The organism is Pseudarthrobacter sp. 1C304 (assembly GCF_052245515.1).
In the GTDB taxonomy this organism is placed as follows: Bacteria; Actinomycetota; Actinomycetes; order Actinomycetales; family Micrococcaceae; genus Arthrobacter.
In genome coordinates, this window is the sequence record NZ_JBQQCH010000003.1 from 339,086 (window position 1) to 360,060 (window position 20,975).

The window sequence follows — 20,975 nt, forward strand, 5'->3', positions numbered from 1 at the left end:
GCTTACGCGTCCGCCTTTCCCAGCAGGATGCGGGCGTCGGCGACAAGCGTGATGGACCCGGTGACAAGCACGCCGCCGGCGAGGTCGTCGTTGGATTCGGCGTGTTCCACCGCCCACTCGAGGGCGTCGTCCAGCTTTTCCGCGACGTGGATGTTGTCCTCGCCGAAGCCCAGTTCCAGGGCGAGTTCCGCGAGGTCCCCGGCCGGCACCGCACGGGGCGAGTTGGACTGGGTGAAGCAGTACTCGGCTGCCAGGTCGCCGAGGGATTCCTTGAGCTGGCGGAGGATTTCCTCGGCGTCCTTGTCCCGCAGGACACCAACGACGACGACCAGCTTGGTGAAGCTGAAGGCCTCGTGGATGGCCTCGGCGGAGACCCTGATGCCGTCGGGGTTGTGCGCGGCGTCCACGATGATGGTCGGGGCGGTGCGCAGCACCTCAAGGCGACCCGGCGAGGTGACCGAGGCGAACGCCTCCTGGAGCACCTCGGCGTCGAGCGCCTTCTCGCCGCCGAAGAAGGCTTCCAGCGCGGCAACCGCGACGGCGGCATTCTCGGCCTGGTGCGCGCCGTGCAGCGGCACCAGCAGGTCCTCGTAGCGGCCGGCGATGCCCTGGATGGTCACCACCTGCCCGCCGACGGCGACGGTGCGGGATTCGACGCCGAATTCGACGCCCTCGAACCGGAACGGGACGTTCGTCTCCTTGGCCTTTTCCAGCAGCACCTGGGCAGCGTCGCGGGGCTGCGCGGCGCTGACCAGGAAGCCGCCGGGCTTAATGATGCCGGCCTTTTCGTACGCGATGTCCTCCGTGGTGTCGCCGAGGAGGTCGGTATGGTCCAGCGAGATCGGCGTGACGACGGAGACCTGGCCGTCGCCGACGTTGGTCGCGTCGGTGATGCCGCCCAGGCCCACCTCGATGACGGCGACGTTGACGGGCTGGTCGGCGAAGACCGCGAAGCCCAGGATGGTGAGGCACTCGAAATACGTGAGCCGGGGCTGGCCCTCGGCTTCGAGTTCGGCGTCCACGATGGCCAGGTAGGGGCGGATCTCGTCCCAGATCCGGACGAACGTCTCGTCCGGCACGGGGGCGCCGTCGATGCTGATCCGTTCGGTGACCTTGGAGAGGTGCGGGCTGGTGTACCGGCCGGTGCTGAGGCCGTGGGCGCGCAGCCCGGCCTCGATCATCCGGGCGGTGGAGGTCTTGCCGTTGGTGCCGGTGACATGGATGATCGGGAACGCCTTGTTGGGCTCCCCCAGGATGTCCATGGCCCGGTGCAGCGGCGCCAGCCGGGGCTCCATCTTGTTTTCCGGAGCACGGCCCAGCAGTTCGGCGTAGACGCTTTCCACGGAGAATTCATCGGTCATGGGTCAGGCCTTTACTTTTTCTGCGGCGGTCTTGACGACGCTGACCTGCGGTTCCTTGACGTCCCCAGCTACGGTGTCCAGCTGGACGGTCAGCGTTTCGGTCTTGACGAGGTCAGCGTTGGCCAGCAGGGCGTCGACGATGTCCTGCCGCGCGGTGACGGTGGTGTGGATCCGGTCGCTGACGTCGAGTCCGGCGTCCTTGCGGGCCTGCTGGATGGCACGGACCATGTCGCGGGCCGCGCCCTCGGCCTCCAGCTCCGGGGTGACCTCGGTGTTGAGGACCACGAAGCCGCCGCCGGGCAGGACCGCGGCGGCCCTTGTGGCGGGACCCGCGCCTTCACCGTCGGCAGCCTCGGCCACCACGGTTTCCAAGGTGTATTCCTGCGGCTCAAGCTGCAGCCCGCCGGCGGTGACCGTTCCGGCGTCGTCCACGGACCAGTCCCCGGACTTGGAGCCTTTGATGGCCTGCTGGACGTTCTTGCCCAGGCGCGGGCCGGCGGCCCGGGCGTTCACCACGAGCTTCTGTTCGATCCCGAATTCCTCCGGGGAGGCGCTCCCGGCGTCGAGCAAGCGGACCGAGCGGATGTTCAGTTCGTCGGCGACGACGGCCGCGAAGCCCTCCAGCGCGTCCGCGCCGGGTGCCACGACGGTCAGTTCCTGCAGCGGCAGGCGCACGCGCAGGTTCGCGGCCTTGCGCAGCGAGGAGCCGGTGGAGCAGATCTGCTGCACCCGGTCCATGGCCTCGACCAGATCCGGGTTGGCCGGGAACAGGGTTGCGTCCGGCCAGTCGGCCAGGTGCACGGAACGGCCGCCGGTGAGGCCCCGCCAGATCTCCTCGGAGATCAGCGGCAGCAGGGACGCGGAGACCCGGCAGACCGTCTCCAGGGCGGTGTAGAGCGCGTCGAAGGCGTCCACGTTTTCGTCGAAGAAGCGCTGGCGGCTGCGGCGGACGTACCAGTTGGTGAGCATGTCCAGGTAGCTGCGCAGCTCGTCGCAGGCCCCGGAGATGTCGTAGCTGTCCAGCTGCGCGGTCATGTTCCGGACGAGGTCCCCGGTGTTGGCCATGAGGTAGGCATCCAGAGTGTCGGCGTAGCCGTCGTAGCGGAGTTTCGCGTCGTAGCCGCGCCCGCCGTCAGCGGCGTTGGTGTACAACGTGAAGAAGCTGTACACGTTCCACAGCGGCAGGATGACCTGGCGGACGCCGTCGCGGATGCCCTGCTCGGTGACCACCAGGTTACCGCCGCGCAGGATGGGGCTGGACATCAGGAACCAGCGCATCGCGTCGGAGCCATCGCGGTCCAGCACCTCGGACACGTCCGGGTAGTTGCGCAGGCTCTTGGACATCTTCTGCCCGTCGGAGCCCAGGACGATGCCGTGGCTGATGACGTTGCGGAAGGCCGGCCGGTCGAACAGCGCGGTGGAGAGGATGTGCAGCATGTAGAACCAGCCGCGGGTCTGGCCGATGTACTCGACGATGAAGTCCGCCGGGTTGTGGGTGTCGAACCATTCCTCGTTCTGGAACGGGTAGTGCACCTGGCCGTAGGGCATGGAGCCGGAGTCGAACCAGACGTCCAGGACGTCCTCGACGCGGCGCATGACGGACTGGCCCTCTTCCGGGGTGCGCGGATCGTCCGGGTTGGGGCGGGTCAGTTCGTCGATGAACGGCCGGTGCAGGTCCACCTGGCCGTCCTTGTTCAGCGGCAGGCGGCCGAAGTCGGCTTCGATCTCGGCGAGCGAGCCGTAGACGTCCGTCCGCGGGTAGTCCGGGTCGCTGGACTGCCACACCGGGATGGGGCTGCCCCAGTACCGGTTGCGGCTGATGGACCAGTCCCGGGCGTTGGCGAGCCACTTGCCGAACTGGCCGTCCTTGACGTTGCCCGGGATCCAGTTGATCTCCTGGTTCAGCTCGGACATGCGGTCCTTGAACTTGGTGACCTCGACGTACCAGGAGGACACGGCGCGGTAGATCAGCGGATTGCGGCAGCGCCAGCAGTGCGGGTAGCTGTGCTCGTAGCTGGCCTGGCGGACCAGGCGGCCCTGGGCGCGGAGCACCTGGGTGATGGGCTTGTTGGCCTCGAAGACCTGCAGGCCGGCGATCCCGGCGAGGGGACCGTGGCCGAACAGGGGCAGGAACTTGGCGCCCTCGTCCACGGAGAGGACCACGGGGATGCCTGCCTCTTCGCAGACCTTCTGGTCATCCTCGCCGTAGGCCGGGGACTGGTGGACGAGGCCGGTACCGTCGGTGGTGGTGACATAGTCCGCCACGAGGATCCGCCAGGCGTTCTGGTTGCCGTACTTTTCGTTGTCGGCAAAGTAGTCCCAGAGCGGCTCATATTCCAGGCCCTCAAGCTCGGCGCCGGTGTGGCGGGAGGTGACCGCAGCCTCGGCAGCGGCGGCACCCTCGGCGCCGTCGCCGTAGCCGAGGTCCTTCGCGTAGGCGCCCAGCAGTTCCGCGGCGAGCAGGAAGCTCCCGGCCACCGGCGCGTCCGCGGCGGCAGCTTTGATGCCGTGGGGTCCCGCGGGCAGGACGACGTAGTCAATGGCCGGCCCGACGGCGAGCGCCGAGTTGGTGGGCAACGTCCAGGGCGTGGTGGTCCAGGCGAGCGCCTGCACCCCGGCGAGCTGCTTCGACAGCTCCGACTCCCCCGCCGTGATCGGGAACGTGACCGTGACGGTCTGGTCCTGGCGGTTTTTGTAGACGTCGTCGTCCATGCGCAGTTCATGGTTGGACAGCGGCGTCTCGTCCTTCCAGCAGTAGGGCAGCACGCGGTAGCCGTTGTAGGTCAGGCCCTTCTCGTGCAGCTGCTTAAAGGCCCAGAGCACCGACTCCATGTACTCGACGTTGAGCGTCTTGTAGTCGTTTTCGAAGTCCACCCAGCGTGCCTGGCGGGTGACGTAGCTCTTCCATTCGTCGGCGTACTTCATGACGGAGGCGCGGCAGGCGTCGTTGAACTTGTCGATGCCCATGGCCTCGATCTGGGTCTTGTCCGTCATGCCCAGCTGCTTCATGGCTTCCAGCTCGGCGGGCAGGCCGTGGGTGTCCCAGCCGAAGCGGCGCTCCACCCGGCGGCCGCGCTGGGTCTGGTAGCGGCCCACCAGGTCCTTGGCGTAGCCGGTCAGCAGGTGGCCGTAGTGCGGCAGGCCGTTGGCGAAGGGCGGGCCGTCGTAGAAGACGAATTCATTGGAGCCGGGCGCGCCGCCGGGAAGGTCGGAGGCGCGCTGGTCGATGCTGGCCTGGAAGGTGCCGTCCGCGTCCCAGTACTTGAGGATGCGTTCCTCGATCTCCGGGAACTTCACGGAGGCAGACACACCGGAGGTGTTGGAAGCCGGGTTGGACGCTGGGCCGGACTGTGCGGCGGAGGCCTTCGGGTAAAAAGTCATCTCGACATCCTGGGTTGAGCTGGTGATCACATGGATTCATTCAGGATGCGAGGACGGCTCCCGCGCTGTCTTGCGACAACACCGGCACCGCGGTACCACCTCACTTACCGGCACGGGAACCGCTTCCCCGGAACGAGGAAGCTGCGCCTGCACCGGCCGCTCATTACTGCTGTGACGGGCTTACCCGTCCGGTTCTACCGGCCCTGGCGCGTGACCTTGCAGGAAAGTCATGGCGCCGGGGCGTTCTTCCGGAAGCTCACCGGTGATGGCCGGGTCAAAGCTGATACCAGAAGTCTAACAACTTCAAACGGGTGTGCAGTGCCTACACTGGGTCCCATGATGTTCCGGGGTCCCCAGATGGTCCGGGCCGGAGGCCGCGCCGCCGGGGCGGGCTCGCGGGCGCACTCCGCCTGGCGGGTGCTGGCGGGGCTGGCAGCTGCCCCGGTCGTGGTGGTGTCCGTGTTCCGTGCCGTGCCGCGGGAATGGCCCACCACCGTGGTGCAGCTGGTGTCCTTCACCCCCTGGCTGGTGCTGCCCGCCGGTGTGTCGCTGGTGTTTGCCGTGCTGGGCCGCCGGCGGTGGATGGCGGGCGCCGCCGCGGGACTGGTGGCGGTCCAGCTCTTCTGGCTGGTTCCCGTGGACTACGGCCGGGCGGAGGCGGAGGCCGCCGACGGAACCGGGGAGGATGCCCTGGAGCTGCGCACCATGAGCCTCAACGCCAAACTCGGCAAGGCGGACGCGGCCGAGATCGTCCGGCTGGTCCGTGAGCAAGGCGTCACTGTGCTCACCCTGCAGGAATACACCCGGCCGCTCGAGCTCCGGCTTGAGGCGGCGGGCCTGACCGAGCTGCTTCCGAACCGGATCAACGACCCGGCAGCCCACGCCGCCGGCACCGCGGTCTACTCGGTCCACCGCCTGGTCCGCGAGGGGAAAGTGCCGGACTCGCATTTCCCGATGCCGGTCATCCGGCTCACCGCCGAGGACGGCGGGCGGACGGCCGACGTCGGGCTGACCAGCGTCCACGCCCGCGCGCCCGTGGGAGTGGGCCTGCCGAAGTGGCGCAGTGACCTCGCCGCCCTCGGCCGGCTGGGGTCCCGGCCGGGGCATGTTTTGCTCGCCGGCGACTTCAACGCCAGCTATGACCACGCGGAATTCCGGCGGGTCCTGCAGGACGGGGACCGGAAGATGGTGGACGTCGGTCTGGCGCAGGGGTCACGCCTGGTCCCCACGTGGCCCATGGAGGACCTTCCGCTTCCCGGGATCACGATCGACCACATCGTGACCAGCCCCGCGGTGCGCAGCGCGGACTACTCGGTGCACCGGGTGGCCGGCACGGACCACGCCGCCATTGTGGTGACGCTGTCCGTCCCCACCACCGGCTAGGCGAAGCAACGCGGGGTCAGTCCGCGCCCAAAATACCCCCTCTTATGGGCGGTAGATGACCCCGCGTGGCAGTCAGCCCTTGCGGATGAGCTTGTAGTTGGCGGCCTGTGCCACGGGGCGGATTACGATCTGGTCGAGGTTGACGTGGTGCGGCGCTGCGACGGCGTACCGGACGACGTCGGCAACGTCCGCCGCGGTGAGGGGCTTCTCGACACCCTGGTAGACCTTCGCCGCGGCACCCTGGTCGCCGAGGCGGTTCAGGGCGAACTCTTCCGTCTGGACCAGCCCGGGCGCCACCTCGATCACCCGGACGTTATGTTCGGCCTCTTCGAGGCGGAGGGCGCCGGTGAGGGCGTGCTGGGCGAACTTCGCCGCGTTGTAGCCCCCGCCGCCCTCGTAGGCGGCCAGTCCCGCCGTCGACGTCAGGTTCAGGACGGTGCCTTCGCCGCAGGCGCGCAGCATCGGCAGGAAGGCCCGGATGAGCTTCATGGTGCCCAGGACGTTGACCTCGAACATCCATTCCCAGTCCTCGGTGCGGGCCCCGGCCACGGTGTCTGCGCCGCGGGCGCCGCCGGCCACGTTGATCAGCGTGTCGATGCCGCCGGCGCGGGTCACCTCGTCGAGGAGCCGGGCGACGTCGTCGTCGGAGGTCACGTCGGCTGGCAGCGCGACGGCGCCGGTGTCCGCGGCGAGCGCCTCGAGCCGGCCCGCTCGGCGGGCGACGGCATAGACCGTCCAGCCCCCGCTGCGGAGCGCACGCACGGTGGCCTCCCCGATTCCGGTGCTGGCGCCCGTGACGAGTGCTGCTTTGGCTGTTGTTGCCGTGTTGGTGTTTCCCTCAGTCATGGCACCACCCTAGCGGCCCGCCGGGGGCAGACGCAGCGGGCCTCCCGGCAGGGCGCTGCGCCTGCCCGCGGCGGGCCGTGAAAGAATTGGCCCATGGCTGAAGACACTCAGGGTACAGACACGCCCACCACCGCCCCCATCAACGTTCCGGACAAGCCCGCCCTTGAGGGGCTGGAAGGCGCCCTCACCCGGCGCTGGCTTGACGAAGGGACCTACAAGTTCAACCCGGACACCACCCGGGAGCAGGTCTATTCGATCGACACTCCCCCGCCCACGGCATCGGGCTCGCTGCACGTCGGACACATGTTCTCCTACACCCAGACCGACGTCCTGGCCCGCTACCAGCGCATGACCGGCAAGAACGTCTTCTACCCCATGGGCTGGGACGACAACGGCCTGCCCACCGAACGGCGCGTGCAGAACTACTACGGCGTGCGCTGCGACCCCGCCACCGCATACGACCCCGGCTACCGCCCGCCGGCCGAGCCCGCCAAGAACCAGCGCGACTTCGACGTCGTCTCGCGCCGCAACTTCATCGAACTCTGCGAGGAACTCGCCGTCGAGGACGAGAAGGTCTTCGAGCACCTCTTCCAGACGCTGGGCCTGTCCGTGGACTGGGACCTGACCTACCGCACCATCGACGACAAGTCCCGCGCCATCTCCCAGCGTGCCTTCCTGGCCAACCTCGCTGCCGGCGATGCGTACATGGCCGAGGCCCCCACCCTGTGGGACGTCACCTTCCGCACCGCCGTGGCCCAGGCCGAACTCGAGGACCGCGAAGTGGCGGGCGCCTACTACCGGTACCCGTTCTTCACCGAAGACGGCGAAAAGATCTTCATCGAGACGACCCGCCCCGAGCTGCTGGCCGCCTGCGCGGCCCTGGTGGCGAATCCCGACGACGAGCGCTACCAGCCGCTCTTCGGCAAGAAGGTCACCTCCCCGCTCTTCGGCGTCGAGGTGGAGGTCAAGGCCCACCCGCTGGCGAAGGCGGACAAGGGCTCCGGCATCGCCATGGTGTGCACCTTCGGCGACCTCACCGACGTCACCTGGTGGCGCGAACTGCAGCTGCCCACCCGCGCGATTGTGGGCCGCGACGGCCGCATCATCGGCGAGACCCCGGAATGGATCACCACCGAGGAGGGCCGTGCCAGCTTCGCGGCCATCGCCGGCAAGACGGTCTTCAGCGCCAAGGAAGGCGTGGTGGAGCTCCTCGCCGCGGCGGACCTCCTGGACGGCGAGCCGAAGAAGATCATGCACCCGGTCAATTTCTTCGAAAAGGGCGACAAGCCCCTCGAAGTGGTCACCTCCCGGCAGTGGTACATCCGCAACGGCGGGCGCGACGAGGACCGCCGCGAACGCCTGATCGGCCGCGGCCACGACATCGAGTTCCACCCGTCGTTCATGCGCTCCCGCTACGAGAACTGGATCACCGGGCTCAACGGCGACTGGCTGGTCTCCCGCCAGCGCTTCTTCGGCGTGCCGGTGCCCGTATGGTACCCGCTCGACGCCGACGGCAACCCCGACTTCACGGCACCGATCGTCCCGTCCGATGCGCAGTTGCCGGTGGACCCCGCAGCGGACGCGGCCCCCGGCTTCGAGGAAGCCCAGCGCGACGTTCCCGGCGGCTTCACCGGGGACGCCGACGTGCTGGACACCTGGGCCACGTCCTCACTGACCCCGCAGATTGTGGGCGGCTGGAGCACCGACGAGGCGCTGTTCGCCAAGGTCTTCCCGTTCGACGTGCGCCCCCAGGGCCACGACATCATCCGCACCTGGCTGTTCTCCTCCGCGGTGCGCGCCGACGCCCTGCAGGGTGCGGCGCCCTGGAAGCACGCGGCCATCTCCGGCTGGATCCTGGACCCGGACCGCAAGAAGATGTCCAAGTCCAAGGGCAACGTGATTGTCCCGACCGACGTGCTGGAGGAATACGGCTCCGACGCCGTCCGCTACTGGGCGGCCTCGGCCAAGCTCGGCGCGGACACGGCCTACGAGATCGCGCAGATGAAGATCGGCCGCCGCCTGGCCATCAAGCTGCTCAACGCGTCCAAGTTCGTGCTGAACCTCGGCGCCACCGAGGACTCCGTGGTCTCCACTGACCTCTCCGTGCTGAGCAACCCCCTGGACCGGGCGGTGCTGGCCCAGCTCGCCGACGTGGTCCGGCAGGCGACGAAGGCATTCGAGAACTACGACTACGCCCGGGCGCTGCAGATCACGGAGAGCTTCTTCTGGAACTTCACCGATGACTACGTGGAGCTGATCAAGGACCGCGCCTACGGTGCCGCCGGCGAGGCCGAGCAGGCGTCCGTCCTGGCGGCGCTGGCCACCAGCCTGGATACTCTGCTGCGCCTATTCGCCCCGTTCCTGCCCTTCGCTACGGAGGAAGTCTGGAGCTGGTGGCGCGCCGGGTCGGTGCACCGCGCCGCCTGGCCGTCCGCCGTGGCGGTCGACGGCGACACGACCCTGCTGGCCACCGTGGGGACCGCGCTCAGCGGCATCCGCAAAGCCAAGTCGGAGGCCAAGGTCAAACAGCGCACCGAGGTGCTGACCGCGGCGATCAGCGCTCCGGAATCCCTCATCACGCAGCTGAAGGCCGGCCTGCCCGACCTCAAGGCTGCAGCCAACGCGCGGGAGCTGACCCTGGTGGGCGGTGACGGGGAACTGACCGTGAGCGACGTCGTCCTGGCACCCGCCGAAGCCTGACCGGCAGCCAAGGCCCGGTTTCCGGGCAAAGGGGAAGCCCCATCAGCGTTTTGCCGTTGGTGGGGCTTCGACTTTTTCGATTGTCACGTGACGTCTTAGACAATCTGGCAGGATCCTTGGATTTTCAGGTCTTCCTACCTCGTCACTGGTAGCCATCATCTGACTTTGCCGATGGCTGCGTCGGATGAGTGTCACTGAATCTTCGGTTCCTGCGTCCCGCTTCTTTCGAAGTGGGTAAATTCCATTGTTCTCCCGCCGTTCCGGAAGCACAAGAGCCCCGAAAGAACTACACCACAGTAATTCTTTCGGGGCTCTTTGCTGCCAGGCCGTTCAATGGGTACAGGGCCGTTAGCTGAAGACCGGGCTTTCGGTCCGGCTGCGCTTGAGTTCGAAGAAGGACGGGAACGACGCCAGGGTGACCGTGGCGTCCCACAGGCGTCCGGCCTCCTCGCCGCGCGGGATGCGGGTGAGCACCGGGCCGAAGAAAGCGGTGCCGTTGAAGGCGACCACCGGCGTACCGACGTCCTGGCCCACCAGCGAGATGCCGGCCTCGTGGCTGGCGCGGAGGGCGGCGTCGAACTCGTCGCTGTCGCCGGCCGCGGCCAGCCCGGCGGGCAGGCCCACGTCGGCGAGGGACTTGGCGATGACCTCGCCGATGTCCTTGTTGCCCTCGTTGTGGATCTTGGTGCCCATGGCGTCATACAGCGCCTTCACGTAGGTGCTGCCGTGCTGCTCGGCGGCGGCCGTGATGACCCGTACCGGGGCCCAGGCCTTGGCCATCAGCGCCCGGTATTCCTCCGGCAGATCGTCGCGGCCCTCATTGAGCACCGACAAGCTCATGACGTGCCAGTCGGTGCTGATGTCACGGACGTCTTCAACCTCACTGATCCAGCGCGAGGTCACCCATGCAAAAGGGCACATCGGATCGAACCAGAAGTCGGCTTTGTTCGTTTCAGGCACAGGTGAGCTCCTTGAAGGTCTGCGGGGAAAAGGTGCGCATCGCCGGCCCGGGACCGGGCACCACTGAAGGGAACAGCGGTCCGGGCGGGCCGTTTATTCCGGACCGTCACATTCCGTACCGGGCCGGTCCGGATCAGGCGGACTTGCGGCGCTTGACGTCGTGGGCGATCATCGTGGGCGCCGCCTTGTTGGCGACGACGTCCTCGGTGATGACCACCGTGGCGATGTCATCGCGGCTGGGCAGGTCGAACATCACGGGAAGCAGGACTTCCTCCATGATGGCGCGGAGCCCGCGGGCCCCGGTGCCGCGCTCGAGAGCCTGGTCGGCGATGGTGTTCAGCGCCTCGTCGTCGAAGACCAGTTCGACGCCGTCGAGCTGGAACATCTTCTGGTACTGCTTCACGAGGGCGTTCTTGGGCGTCGACAGGATCTGGATCAGCGCGGTCCGGTCCAGGTTGGACACCGTGGTGATGACGGGGAGCCGGCCGATGAACTCGGGGATGAGCCCGAACTTCAGCAGGTCCTCGGGCATGACCTCGCCGTAGGAATCGGTGGTGTTCTTGACCTCGTTGAGCGGGGCGCCGAAGCCGATGCCCTTACGCCCGGAGCGCGACCCGATGATCTCTTCCAGCCCCGCGAAGGCGCCGGCCACGATGAAGAGGACGTTGGTGGTGTCGATCTGGATGAATTCCTGGTGCGGGTGCTTGCGGCCGCCCTGCGGCGGAACCGAGGCCACCGTGCCTTCGAGGATCTTCAGCAGGGCCTGTTGCACGCCCTCGCCGGAAACGTCCCGGGTGATGGACGGGTTTTCGCTCTTGCGCGAGATCTTGTCGATCTCGTCGATGTAGATGATGCCCTGTTCGGCCTTTTTGACGTCGTAGTCGGCGGCCTGGATCAGCTTGAGCAGGATGTTTTCGACGTCTTCGCCGACGTACCCGGCCTCGGTCAGCGCGGTGGCGTCGGCGACGGCGAAGGGAACGTTGAGGCGGCGGGCGAGGGTCTGGGCGAGGTAGGTCTTGCCGCAGCCGGTGGGCCCGATCAGGAGGATGTTGGACTTGGCGATCTCGACGTCGTCATGGTGCATTCCCTCGGCGAGGCTGCCGCTCTTGGGGGCGTGGCCGGCCTGGATGCGCTTGTAGTGGTTGTACACGGCGACGGCGAGCGAGCGTTTCGCGGGCTCCTGGCCGATCACGTATTCCTGCAGGAAGTCGAAGATTTCGCGGGGCTTGGGCAGCTCGAAGCTTCCCAGGTCGGCCACCTCGGCGAGTTCCTCTTCAATGATCTCGTTGCAGAGCTCAATGCACTCGTCGCAGATGTAGACGCCGGGCCCGGCAATGAGCTTCCGGACCTGCTTCTGGCTCTTTCCGCAGAAAGAGCACTTCAGGAGATCCGTGCTCTCGCCAATCCGAGCCATATGTGAACCCCTTTTAGTATCTTGCTGCGGCCTGTGACATGTTCCACTCTAGGTCACTTTAGGCCGGTTGGGTGGAAAGCCGACACCGGTGCGGCCACTTAACATGGGCCGCACCGGCGTCGGAAACTGCTTGTGACGTACTTGTTGCGCTACTTGGCAATCGCCTGCGGCTTGATCTTGCGCGAATCCAGCACCTGGTCGATCAGGCCGTACTGCATGGCCTCGGCGGCGGTGAGGATCTTGTCGCGCTCGATGTCGTTGTTGACCTGCTCCGGCGTGCGGCCGGAGTGCTTGGCCAGGGTGTCTTCGAGCCACGAACGCATCCGCATGACCTCGGCGGCCTGGATCTCCAGGTCCGAGGCCTGCCCGCCCTGGCCGCCGGACAGCGACGGCTGGTGGATCAGCACACGGGCGTTCGGCAGGGCCAGTCGCTTGCCCGGCGTGCCGGCCGCGAGGAGCACGGCGGCAGCGCTGGCGGCCTGGCCAAGGCAGACGGTCTGGATCTCCGGGCGGATGTACGTCATGGTGTCGTAGATCGCCGTCATGGCGGTGAAGGAACCGCCCGGGGAGTTGATGTAGAGCGTGATGTCGCGGTCCGGGTCGGTGGACTCGAGCACCAGCAGCTGCGCCATGACGTCGTCGGCGGAGGCGTCGTCAACCTGGACCCCGAGGAAGATGATGCGGTCCTCAAAGAGCTTGGTGTAGGGGTCCTGGCGCTTGAAGCCGTAGGGCGTGCGCTCTTCGAACTGCGGCAGCACGTAGCGGCTGGCGGGCAGGTTGCCGGCCGTCGAACCGAAGTTGTAGTTCATGGTCATTGCTCCTGAATTCGTTTACTGTGCCGGGTCAGTTCTGGGTGGCGGTGTCGTCGCCTGCGGTGCCGCCTGCGTCGCCGCCGTTGGCATTTGTTCCGCCGCCGCCGGCCACGGATCCGGCGTGCGCCGCGATCTTGTCGAAGAAGCCGTATTCGAGGGCTTCCTTGGCCGTGAACCACTTGTCGCGGTCGTTGTCCCTAAGGATGGTTTCCACCGTCTGACCGGTCTGGTCTGCCGTGAGTTCGGCCATGACCTTCTTCATGTGGAGGATCAGCTCGGCCTGGATCTTGATGTCGGAAGCCGTGCCGCCGATCCCGCCGGAGGGCTGGTGCATCAGGATGCGGGCGTTGGGGGTGGCGTAGCGCTTGCCCTTGGTACCGGAGGAGAGCAGGAACTGCCCCATCGAGGCGGCCAGGCCGGTGGCGACAGTGACGACGTCGTTCGGGATGAACTGCATGGTGTCGTAGATGGCCATGCCGGCGGTGACGGAGCCGCCCGGGGAGTTGATGTAGAGGTAGATGTCCTTCTCGGGGTTCTCGGCCGAGAGCAGCAGCAGCTGGGAGCAGATCGCGTTGGCGTTTTCGTCGCGGACCTCGGAGCCGAGCCAGATGATGCGCTCTTTCAGCAGGCGGTTGTAAATGTAGTTATCCTGGGCTGCCGGATCGACAGTAGCCATCCGGGGGGCCCCTGCTTGCTGTGACATGTGTACTTACCTCTCGCTGGCGACGGTGACGCCACTACGGCCTCACTGAACTTTCCTACATGGACACTAACCGTTTTCCCGCCTGCTTTGTGCTCAGGCGCGGGGCTGTTCGCTGACGGCGCACGTTTGCCCGGACGGGTTCATCGTGGGCTTAAAAGCGCCGCACCCCCGGATCATGGATCCGGGGGTGCGGCAGGTAACGCGGGTGCGGGAAGTGCTAGAACTTCACGGCTGCCGGGTCATCGTTCTTGGGGGCTTCCTCGGAAGCAGTCTCCTCGGAAGCGGCTTCCTCGACGTCGGCCTCAACCGGTGCCTCTTCTCCGCCGGGGCGGACGAAGTCGCTGAGGTCAACCTTGTTGCCCTCGGAGTCGGTGACCTCGGCCTGGCCCAGGACGACGGCCAGGGCCTTGCGGCGGCGGACCTCGGAGACCATCATGGGGACCTGGCCGCTCTGATCGATGATCTGGGCGAACTGGTTCGGATCCATGCCGTACTGGCTGGCGGTGGTGACGATGTAGTCGATCAGCTCGTTCTGGCTGACGTTGACTTCTTCCTTTTCCGCGATGGCGTCGAGGATGATCTCGTTCTGGAAGGCGCGCTCGGTGTTGGCCTTGACCTCGGCGCGGTGCTCCTCGGTGTCGTGCTCGCCTTCGCCGTGGGAGTTCTCGGCGTTGAAGTGCTGCTCCAGCTGCTCCTCGACGACGGACTCGGGGACGGGAACCTCTACCAGCTCAACGAGCTTGTCGAGGACCTTGTCGCGGGCTTCAACGCCCTGCTCGACGACCTTGGACTCTGCGGCCTGCTTGGCGAGGTCCTCGCGCAGTTCGGCCAGCGTGTCGAATTCGGAGGCGAGCTGGGCGAAGTCGTCGTCAGCCTCGGGCAGCTCGCGCTCCTTGACGGACTTCACGATGACCTTGACCTGGGCAGCCTCGCCGGCGTGGTCGCCGCCTACGAGGGTGGTGTCGAAGATGGCGTCCTCGTCGGCGCTGAGGCCGGTGACAGCCTCGTCGAGGCCTTCGAGCATGGTGCCGGCGCCCACCTGGTAGGACAGGCCGGAGGCGGAGTCGACCTCGGAGCCGTCAATGGAGGCCGCGATGTCGATCGTGAGGAAGTCTTTGTCGGCCGCGGGGCGGTCGACGGACTTGAGGGTGCCGAAGCGGCCGCGGAGTTCATCCAGGGCCTTGTCGACGTCGGCGTCGGTGGACTCGGCTGCGGCAACCTCGACCTTGATGCCGGAGTAATCCGGCAGTTCGATCTCGGGGCGGACATCAACCTCGGCGTGGAACTTGAGTTCGCCGTCGGTGGCGGACGGGTCCGGAACCTCGGTGATTTCAACCTCGGGGCGGCTCAGGGGGCGGATGCCGGTTTCCTGGACAGCTGCCTGGTACCAGCCGTTGAGGCCTTCGTTGATGGCGGTCTCCAGGACGTAGCCGCGGCCGACGCGCTGGTCGATCAGTTTGGAGGGGACCTTGCCCTTGCGGAACCCGGGGACCTGGATCTGCGAAGCAACAGTCTTGTATGCCTCTGCGATGCTGGGCTTCAATTCCTCAAAGGGGACCTCAACATTGAGCTTGACCCGCGTGGGGGTGAGGTTCTCGACAGCGCTCTTCACAGTCTAAGTACTCCTGGTTTTAGGGGGTGGGGTTCTGCACCGCCAAGGCCTGGCGGTACCAGCAGAGTCGGGGTGACAGGATTTGAACCTGCGACTTCCTGCTCCCAAAGCAGGTGCTCTAGCCAAGCTGAGCTACACCCCGTAAGTGCACAGAACAGTCTACGGTCAAAATGAGCCGGTTTGCACATTTGACACCGGGGCCCTGAATTAGGTTTAGTTGTATCCGGCTTCAACAGCCGCCCGGAAGTTTTGCAGGAAAGGTCCTGCAATTTCCCGGGGACGTAGCTTAATGGTAAAGCCTCAGTCTTCCAAACTGATTACGCGGGTTCGATTCCCGTCGTCCCCTCCGAATGATGACGAAAGCCCCTCTCCGGAGGGGCTTTTTTCGTACCCGCACCATCGGCTGCTCCATAACGGCCCTTTTGGCGGCTCAGAAGGGCAGTTATGGAGCAGTCGATGGGGTTGGAGCCACGAGGCCGGTCAGGCGGCCTGGCAGGCCGGGCACCAGTAGAGCTTCCGGGTAGCGAGTTCGGTGAGGGCCACCGGCGTTCTGCACACCCGGCAATCGAGCCCGTGCCGCCGGTAGACGAAGTGGGCCTCCTCCGGCGCTGCGGTGGCGGACGCCGCGGCGGTTGCTCCGGAGGACCAGTACTGCGGGGGCGTGGTGATGATCCGGCCGTCGCGGACTCCGTCGGACATCATGGCGACGGTATCGTCCCAGAGCCGCTGCGCCCCCTCGGCGGGGAGCCCGTTGCCGGGCAGCCAGGGGTCGAGGCGCTGCCGGAACAGCAGTTCGGCGCGGTACACGTTGCCGATGCCGGCAACGACTTTCTGGTCCATCAGGAGGGCAGCGAGGGGCGTGCGCCTGGCCAGGACGGCCTCCGTGAAGGAGTCCCGGTCACCGGGGAGGTTCCGCAGCGGGTCCGGACCGAGCCGGGCCACGACGGCGGCGGCCTCCGCTTCCGTGATCGCCGTACACGTGGTCGCGCCGCGGAGGTCGGCCCAGCCGTGGGCGCCGGCAAGCCTGACGCGGACGGCTCCGACCGGCGGGGGCGGGCCCGCGTACCCGGCGGCCCCGTCAGCGCCGGCCGCCCCGGCAGCATCTCCACCGACGGCGTCGTACTCTTCCCGCTCCCCCACCTTGCGGGGCGCGCCGATGCTGGACGCGCCGCGGAAACTCTCGTCGCCGCCGAAGTCCCAAGCGCCGTAGAGGCCGAGGTGGACGTGCAGCACGAGCCCGTGCTCAAACTCCAGGAAAAGGTGCTTCCCGTGCGCCACGGCCCCGGTGAGCGTGTGGCCGTCGAGCAGCGCCGCGCCCTGGCTGAACCGGCCCTGCGGGCTGGAGACCGCAAGCCGCTCCCCCGCGAAGACGTCCCCGAACTGGCGGGCCAGCCGGTGGACGGAATGCCCTTCCGGCACTAGTCGACGACCTCGCCGGTGCGCTCGTAGGTCGCGATTTTGCCGATCCGGCGGACGTGGCGCTCATCATTGCTGAAGGGTTCGGCCAGGAACGCCTCGATGATGTCCGTGGCCTCCTCGACGCTGTGCTGGCGTCCGCCGACGGCCACCACATTGGCGTCGTTGTGCTCCCGGGCGAGCTTGGCGGTGGACAGGTTCCAGGCCAAAGCGGCGCGGACGCCCTTGACCTTGTTGGCGGCAATCTGTTCGCCGTTGCCCGAGCCGCCCAGCACGATCCCGAGGGCGCTGGTGCCGTTTTCCTGGTCGGCCACTACCGCGCGGGCGGCGTTGATGCAGAACGAGGGGTAGTCATCCAAGGCGTCGTAGACCTTCGGCCCGTGGTCCACCACCTCGTAGCCCTTGGCGCTGAGGTGGCTGACGAGGTGGGCGCTCAGTTCCATGCCGGCGTGGTCGGTGGCGATGTGCACGCGCGGAAAGTCTGAATCTGTTGGGGTCACGGCGTATCCGTTCGGTCGGGCAGCCGCCGGGATCGCGGTGGGCCGCGGGGCTGCTGCTGCGGGTGTGGGGGCTGACCCCAAGCCTACTAGGGCCACGGCCGGGCGGCTCGTCCGTCCGGCGTCCGGGACTTCACATTCCGGTGCCGCTGCCGGGCCGGTGGGCCCTCGCCGCGACCCGGGAGATCACCTGGGCGATGTTGTCCGCCGTCGTGGCGCTGCCGCCGCTGACCGTCAGGGTGCGGCCGTCGGAGCGGTCGACGACGATGGCGGGGCCGCTGCTGACCAGCAGTGCCGTCGCGGTTCCGTGGCTCCTGTAGCCCCAGCCTCCGTAGTCTGCTGCCCTGACATCCTTGGGCGTCGCGGCCTCGATGGCGGCCGCCGGCACGTCTGCGATCCTGACGAACCCGGCGGCGAACACGCGCAAGCCGGCCCGGTCCACGCGGATGCGGGCGAACAGGCAGGCGGCCGCAAGCAGGGCCAGTGCGGCCAGGAGGGCAGCGAGCCAGGGCACGGCGATCGTGAGCAGCGCGGCCGGCAGCAGGGTGGCGATCCCAATCATCACGAAGACGGAACTGCGGGCGTGCACCCACAGGCTCATGGAGTCGCGTGCCAGGTCGGGATCGAGTTCCCGGGCCAGTGCCGCTTCCATGGCCCGGTCGTCGTCCGTGGACCAGCGCTCGTCGGCTTTGAAGACGAAGCCCATCACCACCCCAAGGCCCAGGGCCGCGCCGCTGCCCATGGCCAGAACCGCGACATCCACCCGGGCCTGCTCCGCGCTGTCCAGGCCGAGCTGGCCCACCAGCACAGCGGCCAGCACCGTGGCGATGAAGAGGCTGACGGACAGTCCCGTGCCCATCATGATCCTGCGCATGATGGCCGGGCGGGACAGCGGCGCGGCCTGGACCAGGATGCCCCAGCCGACCAGAACGATCAGCGCCGCCCCCGCCCCGACAACGGATCCGAACGGCGCGAAGTCCACGGCCACGCCCCCGGACCAGCGCACTGCCAGCGGCTCGGGGAGGTCGGAGCGGATCAGGAAAGCACACACCACAAACCCGGCGGCGAGCATCAGCGGGAAACCCGCCGCGAAGCGGAGCGCCCTGACGTCCACGGAATCTCGAAGCTTTCCCATGCCTCCAACGCTACTCCGGGCGGCCCGGCGTTCGGTATCTTGGTGTGACCTGGGCAACTTGCCAAGCGGCGCAGAAGTGAAAGAATGACTTCACAGTATCGAGTTCCTACCGTTATCCGTCCCTGGAGGCCCCACTTTGCCCGGAATGAACCTGACGCGCGCCGAAGCGCGCGAGCGCGCCCAACTGATCAACGTCGACTCCTACGAGGTGGAGCTGGACCTGACCCGCGGGGAGAGGGTCTTCGGCGCCACCACGGCCGTGAAGTTCACGGCCACACCGGGGTCCTCGACGTTCATCGACGCCGTGACCGACTCCGTGCAGAGCGTGACCCTGAACGGGCGTGAGCTTGATCCCGCCGAGGTCTCCGACGGCGTCCGGATCCAGCTTCCGGAGCTGGAGGCGGTCAACGAGCTGCTGGTTGTGGCCGAGGCCCCGTACATGAACACGGGCGAGGGGCTCCACCGCTTCGTGGACCCGGTGGACCATGAGGTGTACCTCTACACCCAGTTCGAGGTTCCGGATTCCCGGCGGATGTTCGCGGTGTTTGAACAGCCCGACCTCAAGGCCACCTTCACGTTCACGGTCATTGCCCCGTCGCACTGGGATGTCATCTCCAACTCCCCCACCCCGGTGCCCGTGGAAACCATCCCCGGCGCCGACGGCGGCGCCCGCTCCGTCTGGGAATTCGCCCCCACCCCGCGGCTCTCCTCCTATGTCACTGCGCTGATCGCCGGGCCGTACCAGTCGGTCCGCAGCGAAGTGGTGTCCGCCGACGGGAAAGTCACCCCGCTGGGCGTCTTTGCCCGCAAATCCCTGATGCAGTACCTGGACGCGGACAACATCTTCGAGCTCACCCGCCAGGGCTTCGAGTTCTTCGAGGCCCAGTTCGGCTGCCCGTACCCGTTCGAGAAGTACGACCAGCTGTTCGTTCCGGAGTTCAACGCCGGGGCCATGGAGAACGCCGGGGCCGTGACCATCCTGGAGGGCTACGTCTTCCGCAGCAAGGTCACCGACGCCCAGGTGGAACGCCGCGCCATCACCGTGCTGCACGAGCTGGCCCACATGTGGTTCGGGGACCTCGTCACCATGCGCTGGTGGAACGACCTCTGGCTCAACGAGTCCTTCGCCGAGTACATGTCCCACCTGGCCGCCGTCGAAAACACCCGGTTCGACCACGCCTGGACCACTTTCGCGTCGGTGGAAAAGTCCTGGGCCTACCGCCAGGACCAGCTCCCCACCACGCACCCGATCTTCGCCGAGATCAACGACCTGGAGGACGTCGAGGTGAACTTCGACGGCATCACCTACGCCAAGGGCGCCTCGGTGCTCCGCCAGCTGGTGGCCTGGGTGGGCCCGGAGCAGTTTATGGCCGGCGTCCGCGAGTACTTCAGCAAGCACGCCTGGCGCAACACCGAGCTCAGCGACCTGATGGTGGAACTTGAGAAGGCCAGCGGCCGCGACCTGGACCAGTGGGGCCGGCTCTGGCTGGAGACCGCCGGCGTCAACACGCTCAAGCCCGAGCTGTCCGTGGACGGGGACGGCACCATCTCCTCCTTCGCGATCCTGCAGTCCGCCACCGAGGCCCAGCCCACCCTCCGCCCGCACCGGCTCGCCGTCGGCTTCTACAACCTCAATGACGCCGGGAAGCTGGAACGGGTCCACCGCGAGGAGCTCGACGTCGACGGCGTCCGCACCGATGTGCCGGCCCTGGCCGGACGTGCCCGGCCGGACCTGATCCTGCTCAACGACGACGACCTCGCTTACGCGAAGGTCCGCCTCGACCCGGAATCCCTGGCCACCGCCACCGCGCACCTCAAGGACTTCAGCCAGAGCCTGCCCCGCACCCTGGTGTGGGGCTCCGCCTGGGATGCGGCCCGGGACGGCGAAACACCCGCCCGCGGCTATGTGGATCTGATCCTGGCCAACATCGCGGAGGAATCCGATTCCTCGGTGATCCTGGTCCAGCTGCGCCAGCTGGCCACCACCTTGAACTTCTATGTGGCCGCCGACCACAAGGAAGCCACCACGGTGGCCGCCGCCGACCGGCTCTGGCAGCTGGCTTCCGCCGTCCCCGCCGGCTCCGACGCGCAGCTGCAGTTCGTCAAGTCCTACGCGCTGCTGGCCCGCAGCGGCGGTCAGCTGGATACCGTGGCCGGCCTGCTGGATGGCAGCGTGACGCTGGCGGGCCTGGCCGTGGACCAGGACCTGCGCTGGGAGCTGCTCACCTCCCTGGTTGCCGGCGGCCGGGCCGGGCAGGAGCAGATCGACGCCGAACTCGAGCACGACAACACTGCCACCGGCCAGAACGCGGCCGCCCTCGCCAAGGCTGCGATTCCGACGCCGGAAGCCAAGGCAGCCGCGTGGGAGTCGATTGTGGTCAAGGGCGAGCTGTCCAACGCCCTGCAGGGTTCGGCCGTCAGCGGCTTCACCCGGGTGCTCGACCCCTCCCTGCTGGAGCCGTACGCGGCGAAGTACTTCGACGCCGTCCCGGGCATCGTCAGGGACCGCACCCACGCGCTGGCGCAGCAGATCGTCGTTGGGCTCTACCCGGCGCAGCTGACCACCCAGGCCACCGTGGACCGGACCGATGAGTTCCTCGCCTCGCTGCCGGAGGACAGCGCGGCGCTGCGCCGGATGATGCTGGAAAACCGCGACGGCGTGGCGCGCGCCCTGCGGGCCCGGCAGGCGGATATCTAGCCGCAACCTCCAGCACCGCGGGAAACCCCGGCGCCGCTGTGCGGCGCCGGGGTTTTG

The 20,975-nt window shown here is 67.5% G+C and carries 14 protein-coding genes and 2 tRNA genes; 4 read left to right on the top strand and 12 right to left on the bottom strand.

Features of this window, described 5'->3' with window-relative positions; all coding sequences use genetic code 11:
* Positions 1-2: 2 nt before the first annotated feature.
* Together ACTWQD_RS09095 and ileS are read right to left on the bottom strand one after the other, a co-directional pair.
* Complete coding sequence (locus ACTWQD_RS09095; protein WP_443195815.1) at positions 3-1,361, bottom strand: bifunctional folylpolyglutamate synthase/dihydrofolate synthase; 1,359 nt, start codon at positions 1,359-1,361, stop codon at positions 3-5.
* 3 nt (positions 1,362-1,364) lie between these two features.
* Positions 1,365-4,742: an isoleucine--tRNA ligase gene (gene ileS, locus ACTWQD_RS09100; RefSeq protein ID WP_443195816.1), complete on the bottom strand. Its 3,378-nt coding sequence runs from the start codon at positions 4,740-4,742 to the stop codon at positions 1,365-1,367.
* A 336-nt stretch (positions 4,743-5,078) separates the two neighbouring features.
* Here ileS and ACTWQD_RS09105 point away from each other — a divergent pair, with 336 nt between their 5' ends.
* Positions 5,079-6,125: an endonuclease/exonuclease/phosphatase family protein gene (locus ACTWQD_RS09105; protein ID WP_443195817.1), complete on the top strand. Its 1,047-nt coding sequence runs from the start codon at positions 5,079-5,081 to the stop codon at positions 6,123-6,125.
* Between the two features lie 72 nt (positions 6,126-6,197).
* On the opposite strand, the gene ACTWQD_RS09110 is transcribed toward ACTWQD_RS09105, so the two are convergent.
* On the bottom strand, positions 6,198-6,971 hold the full coding sequence (locus tag ACTWQD_RS09110) for an SDR family oxidoreductase (protein ID WP_443195818.1): 774 nt from the start codon (positions 6,969-6,971) through the stop codon (positions 6,198-6,200).
* A 93-nt stretch (positions 6,972-7,064) separates the two neighbouring features.
* On the opposite strand from ACTWQD_RS09110, the gene valS reads away from it, so the two are divergent.
* Complete coding sequence (valS, locus tag ACTWQD_RS09115) at positions 7,065-9,671, top strand: valine--tRNA ligase (protein ID WP_443195819.1); 2,607 nt, start codon at positions 7,065-7,067, stop codon at positions 9,669-9,671.
* Between the two features lie 348 nt (positions 9,672-10,019).
* Here valS and ACTWQD_RS09120 read toward each other — a convergent pair whose 3' ends face one another.
* From ACTWQD_RS09120 to ACTWQD_RS09145, 6 genes are all read right to left on the bottom strand, one after another.
* Positions 10,020-10,631, bottom strand: a complete 612-nt coding sequence (locus ACTWQD_RS09120; RefSeq protein ID WP_443195820.1) for a mycothiol-dependent nitroreductase Rv2466c family protein — start codon at positions 10,629-10,631, stop codon at positions 10,020-10,022.
* A 133-nt stretch (positions 10,632-10,764) separates the two neighbouring features.
* Entirely contained in the window at positions 10,765-12,045 is a 1,281-nt protein-coding gene (clpX, locus tag ACTWQD_RS09125; protein WP_443195821.1) for an ATP-dependent Clp protease ATP-binding subunit ClpX, read from the bottom strand.
* Positions 12,046-12,194: 149 nt separating this feature from the next.
* The gene (locus ACTWQD_RS09130) at positions 12,195-12,854 is read right to left on the bottom strand and encodes an ATP-dependent Clp protease proteolytic subunit (RefSeq protein ID WP_443195887.1); all 660 of its coding nucleotides are present in this window, start codon (positions 12,852-12,854) and stop codon (positions 12,195-12,197) included.
* 34 nt (positions 12,855-12,888) lie between these two features.
* Positions 12,889-13,533, bottom strand: coding sequence for an ATP-dependent Clp protease proteolytic subunit (locus ACTWQD_RS09135; RefSeq protein ID WP_443195822.1), 645 nt, complete (start codon positions 13,531-13,533; stop codon positions 12,889-12,891).
* Between the two features lie 244 nt (positions 13,534-13,777).
* Complete coding sequence (gene tig / locus ACTWQD_RS09140; protein ID WP_443195823.1) at positions 13,778-15,172, bottom strand: trigger factor; 1,395 nt, start codon at positions 15,170-15,172, stop codon at positions 13,778-13,780.
* Positions 15,173-15,239: 67 nt separating this feature from the next.
* Positions 15,240-15,314: transfer RNA gene (locus tag ACTWQD_RS09145), tRNA-Pro, on the bottom strand.
* 133 nt (positions 15,315-15,447) lie between these two features.
* On the opposite strand from ACTWQD_RS09145, the gene ACTWQD_RS09150 reads away from it, so the two are divergent.
* Positions 15,448-15,518 (top strand) — tRNA-Gly (locus ACTWQD_RS09150).
* 134 nt (positions 15,519-15,652) lie between these two features.
* Here ACTWQD_RS09150 and ACTWQD_RS09155 read toward each other — a convergent pair.
* The 3 genes from ACTWQD_RS09155 to ACTWQD_RS09165 all read right to left on the bottom strand — a co-directional run bounded on the left by ACTWQD_RS09155 (position 15,653) and on the right by ACTWQD_RS09165 (position 18,220).
* A complete protein-coding gene (locus tag ACTWQD_RS09155; RefSeq protein ID WP_443195824.1) occupies positions 15,653-16,591 on the bottom strand; it encodes an Fpg/Nei family DNA glycosylase in 939 nt (312 codons plus the stop codon).
* Complete coding sequence (locus tag ACTWQD_RS09160; protein ID WP_443195825.1) at positions 16,591-17,088, bottom strand: ribose-5-phosphate isomerase; 498 nt, start codon at positions 17,086-17,088, stop codon at positions 16,591-16,593. The genes ACTWQD_RS09155 and ACTWQD_RS09160 overlap by 1 nt, the downstream gene beginning before the upstream one ends.
* Positions 17,089-17,218: 130 nt before the next feature.
* Positions 17,219-18,220, bottom strand: a complete 1,002-nt coding sequence (locus tag ACTWQD_RS09165; protein WP_443195826.1) for a hypothetical protein — start codon at positions 18,218-18,220, stop codon at positions 17,219-17,221.
* 145 nt (positions 18,221-18,365) lie between these two features.
* On the opposite strand from ACTWQD_RS09165, the gene pepN reads away from it, so the two are divergent.
* Entirely contained in the window at positions 18,366-20,918 is a 2,553-nt protein-coding gene (gene pepN, locus ACTWQD_RS09170; RefSeq protein WP_443195827.1) for an aminopeptidase N, read from the top strand.
* The last annotated feature ends 57 nt before the right edge of the window (positions 20,919-20,975 follow it).

Coding starts and splice junctions, on each gene's coding strand:
- ACTWQD_RS09095 (WP_443195815.1), bottom strand. CDS start 1,361: ATGACCGATGAATTCTCCGTGGAAAGCGTCTACGCCGAACTGCTGGGC.
- ileS (WP_443195816.1), bottom strand. CDS start 4,742: ATGACTTTTTACCCGAAGGCCTCCGCCGCACAGTCCGGCCCAGCGTCC.
- ACTWQD_RS09105 (WP_443195817.1), top strand. CDS start 5,079: ATGATGTTCCGGGGTCCCCAGATGGTCCGGGCCGGAGGCCGCGCCGCC.
- ACTWQD_RS09110 (WP_443195818.1), bottom strand. CDS start 6,971: ATGACTGAGGGAAACACCAACACGGCAACAACAGCCAAAGCAGCACTC.
- valS (WP_443195819.1), top strand. CDS start 7,065: ATGGCTGAAGACACTCAGGGTACAGACACGCCCACCACCGCCCCCATC.
- clpX (WP_443195821.1), bottom strand. CDS start 12,045: ATGGCTCGGATTGGCGAGAGCACGGATCTCCTGAAGTGCTCTTTCTGC.
- ACTWQD_RS09130 (WP_443195887.1), bottom strand. CDS start 12,854: ATGAACTACAACTTCGGTTCGACGGCCGGCAACCTGCCCGCCAGCCGC.
- ACTWQD_RS09135 (WP_443195822.1), bottom strand. CDS start 13,533: ATGGCTACTGTCGATCCGGCAGCCCAGGATAACTACATTTACAACCGC.
- ACTWQD_RS09165 (WP_443195826.1), bottom strand. CDS start 18,220: ATGGGAAAGCTTCGAGATTCCGTGGACGTCAGGGCGCTCCGCTTCGCG.
- pepN (WP_443195827.1), top strand. CDS start 18,366: ATGAACCTGACGCGCGCCGAAGCGCGCGAGCGCGCCCAACTGATCAAC.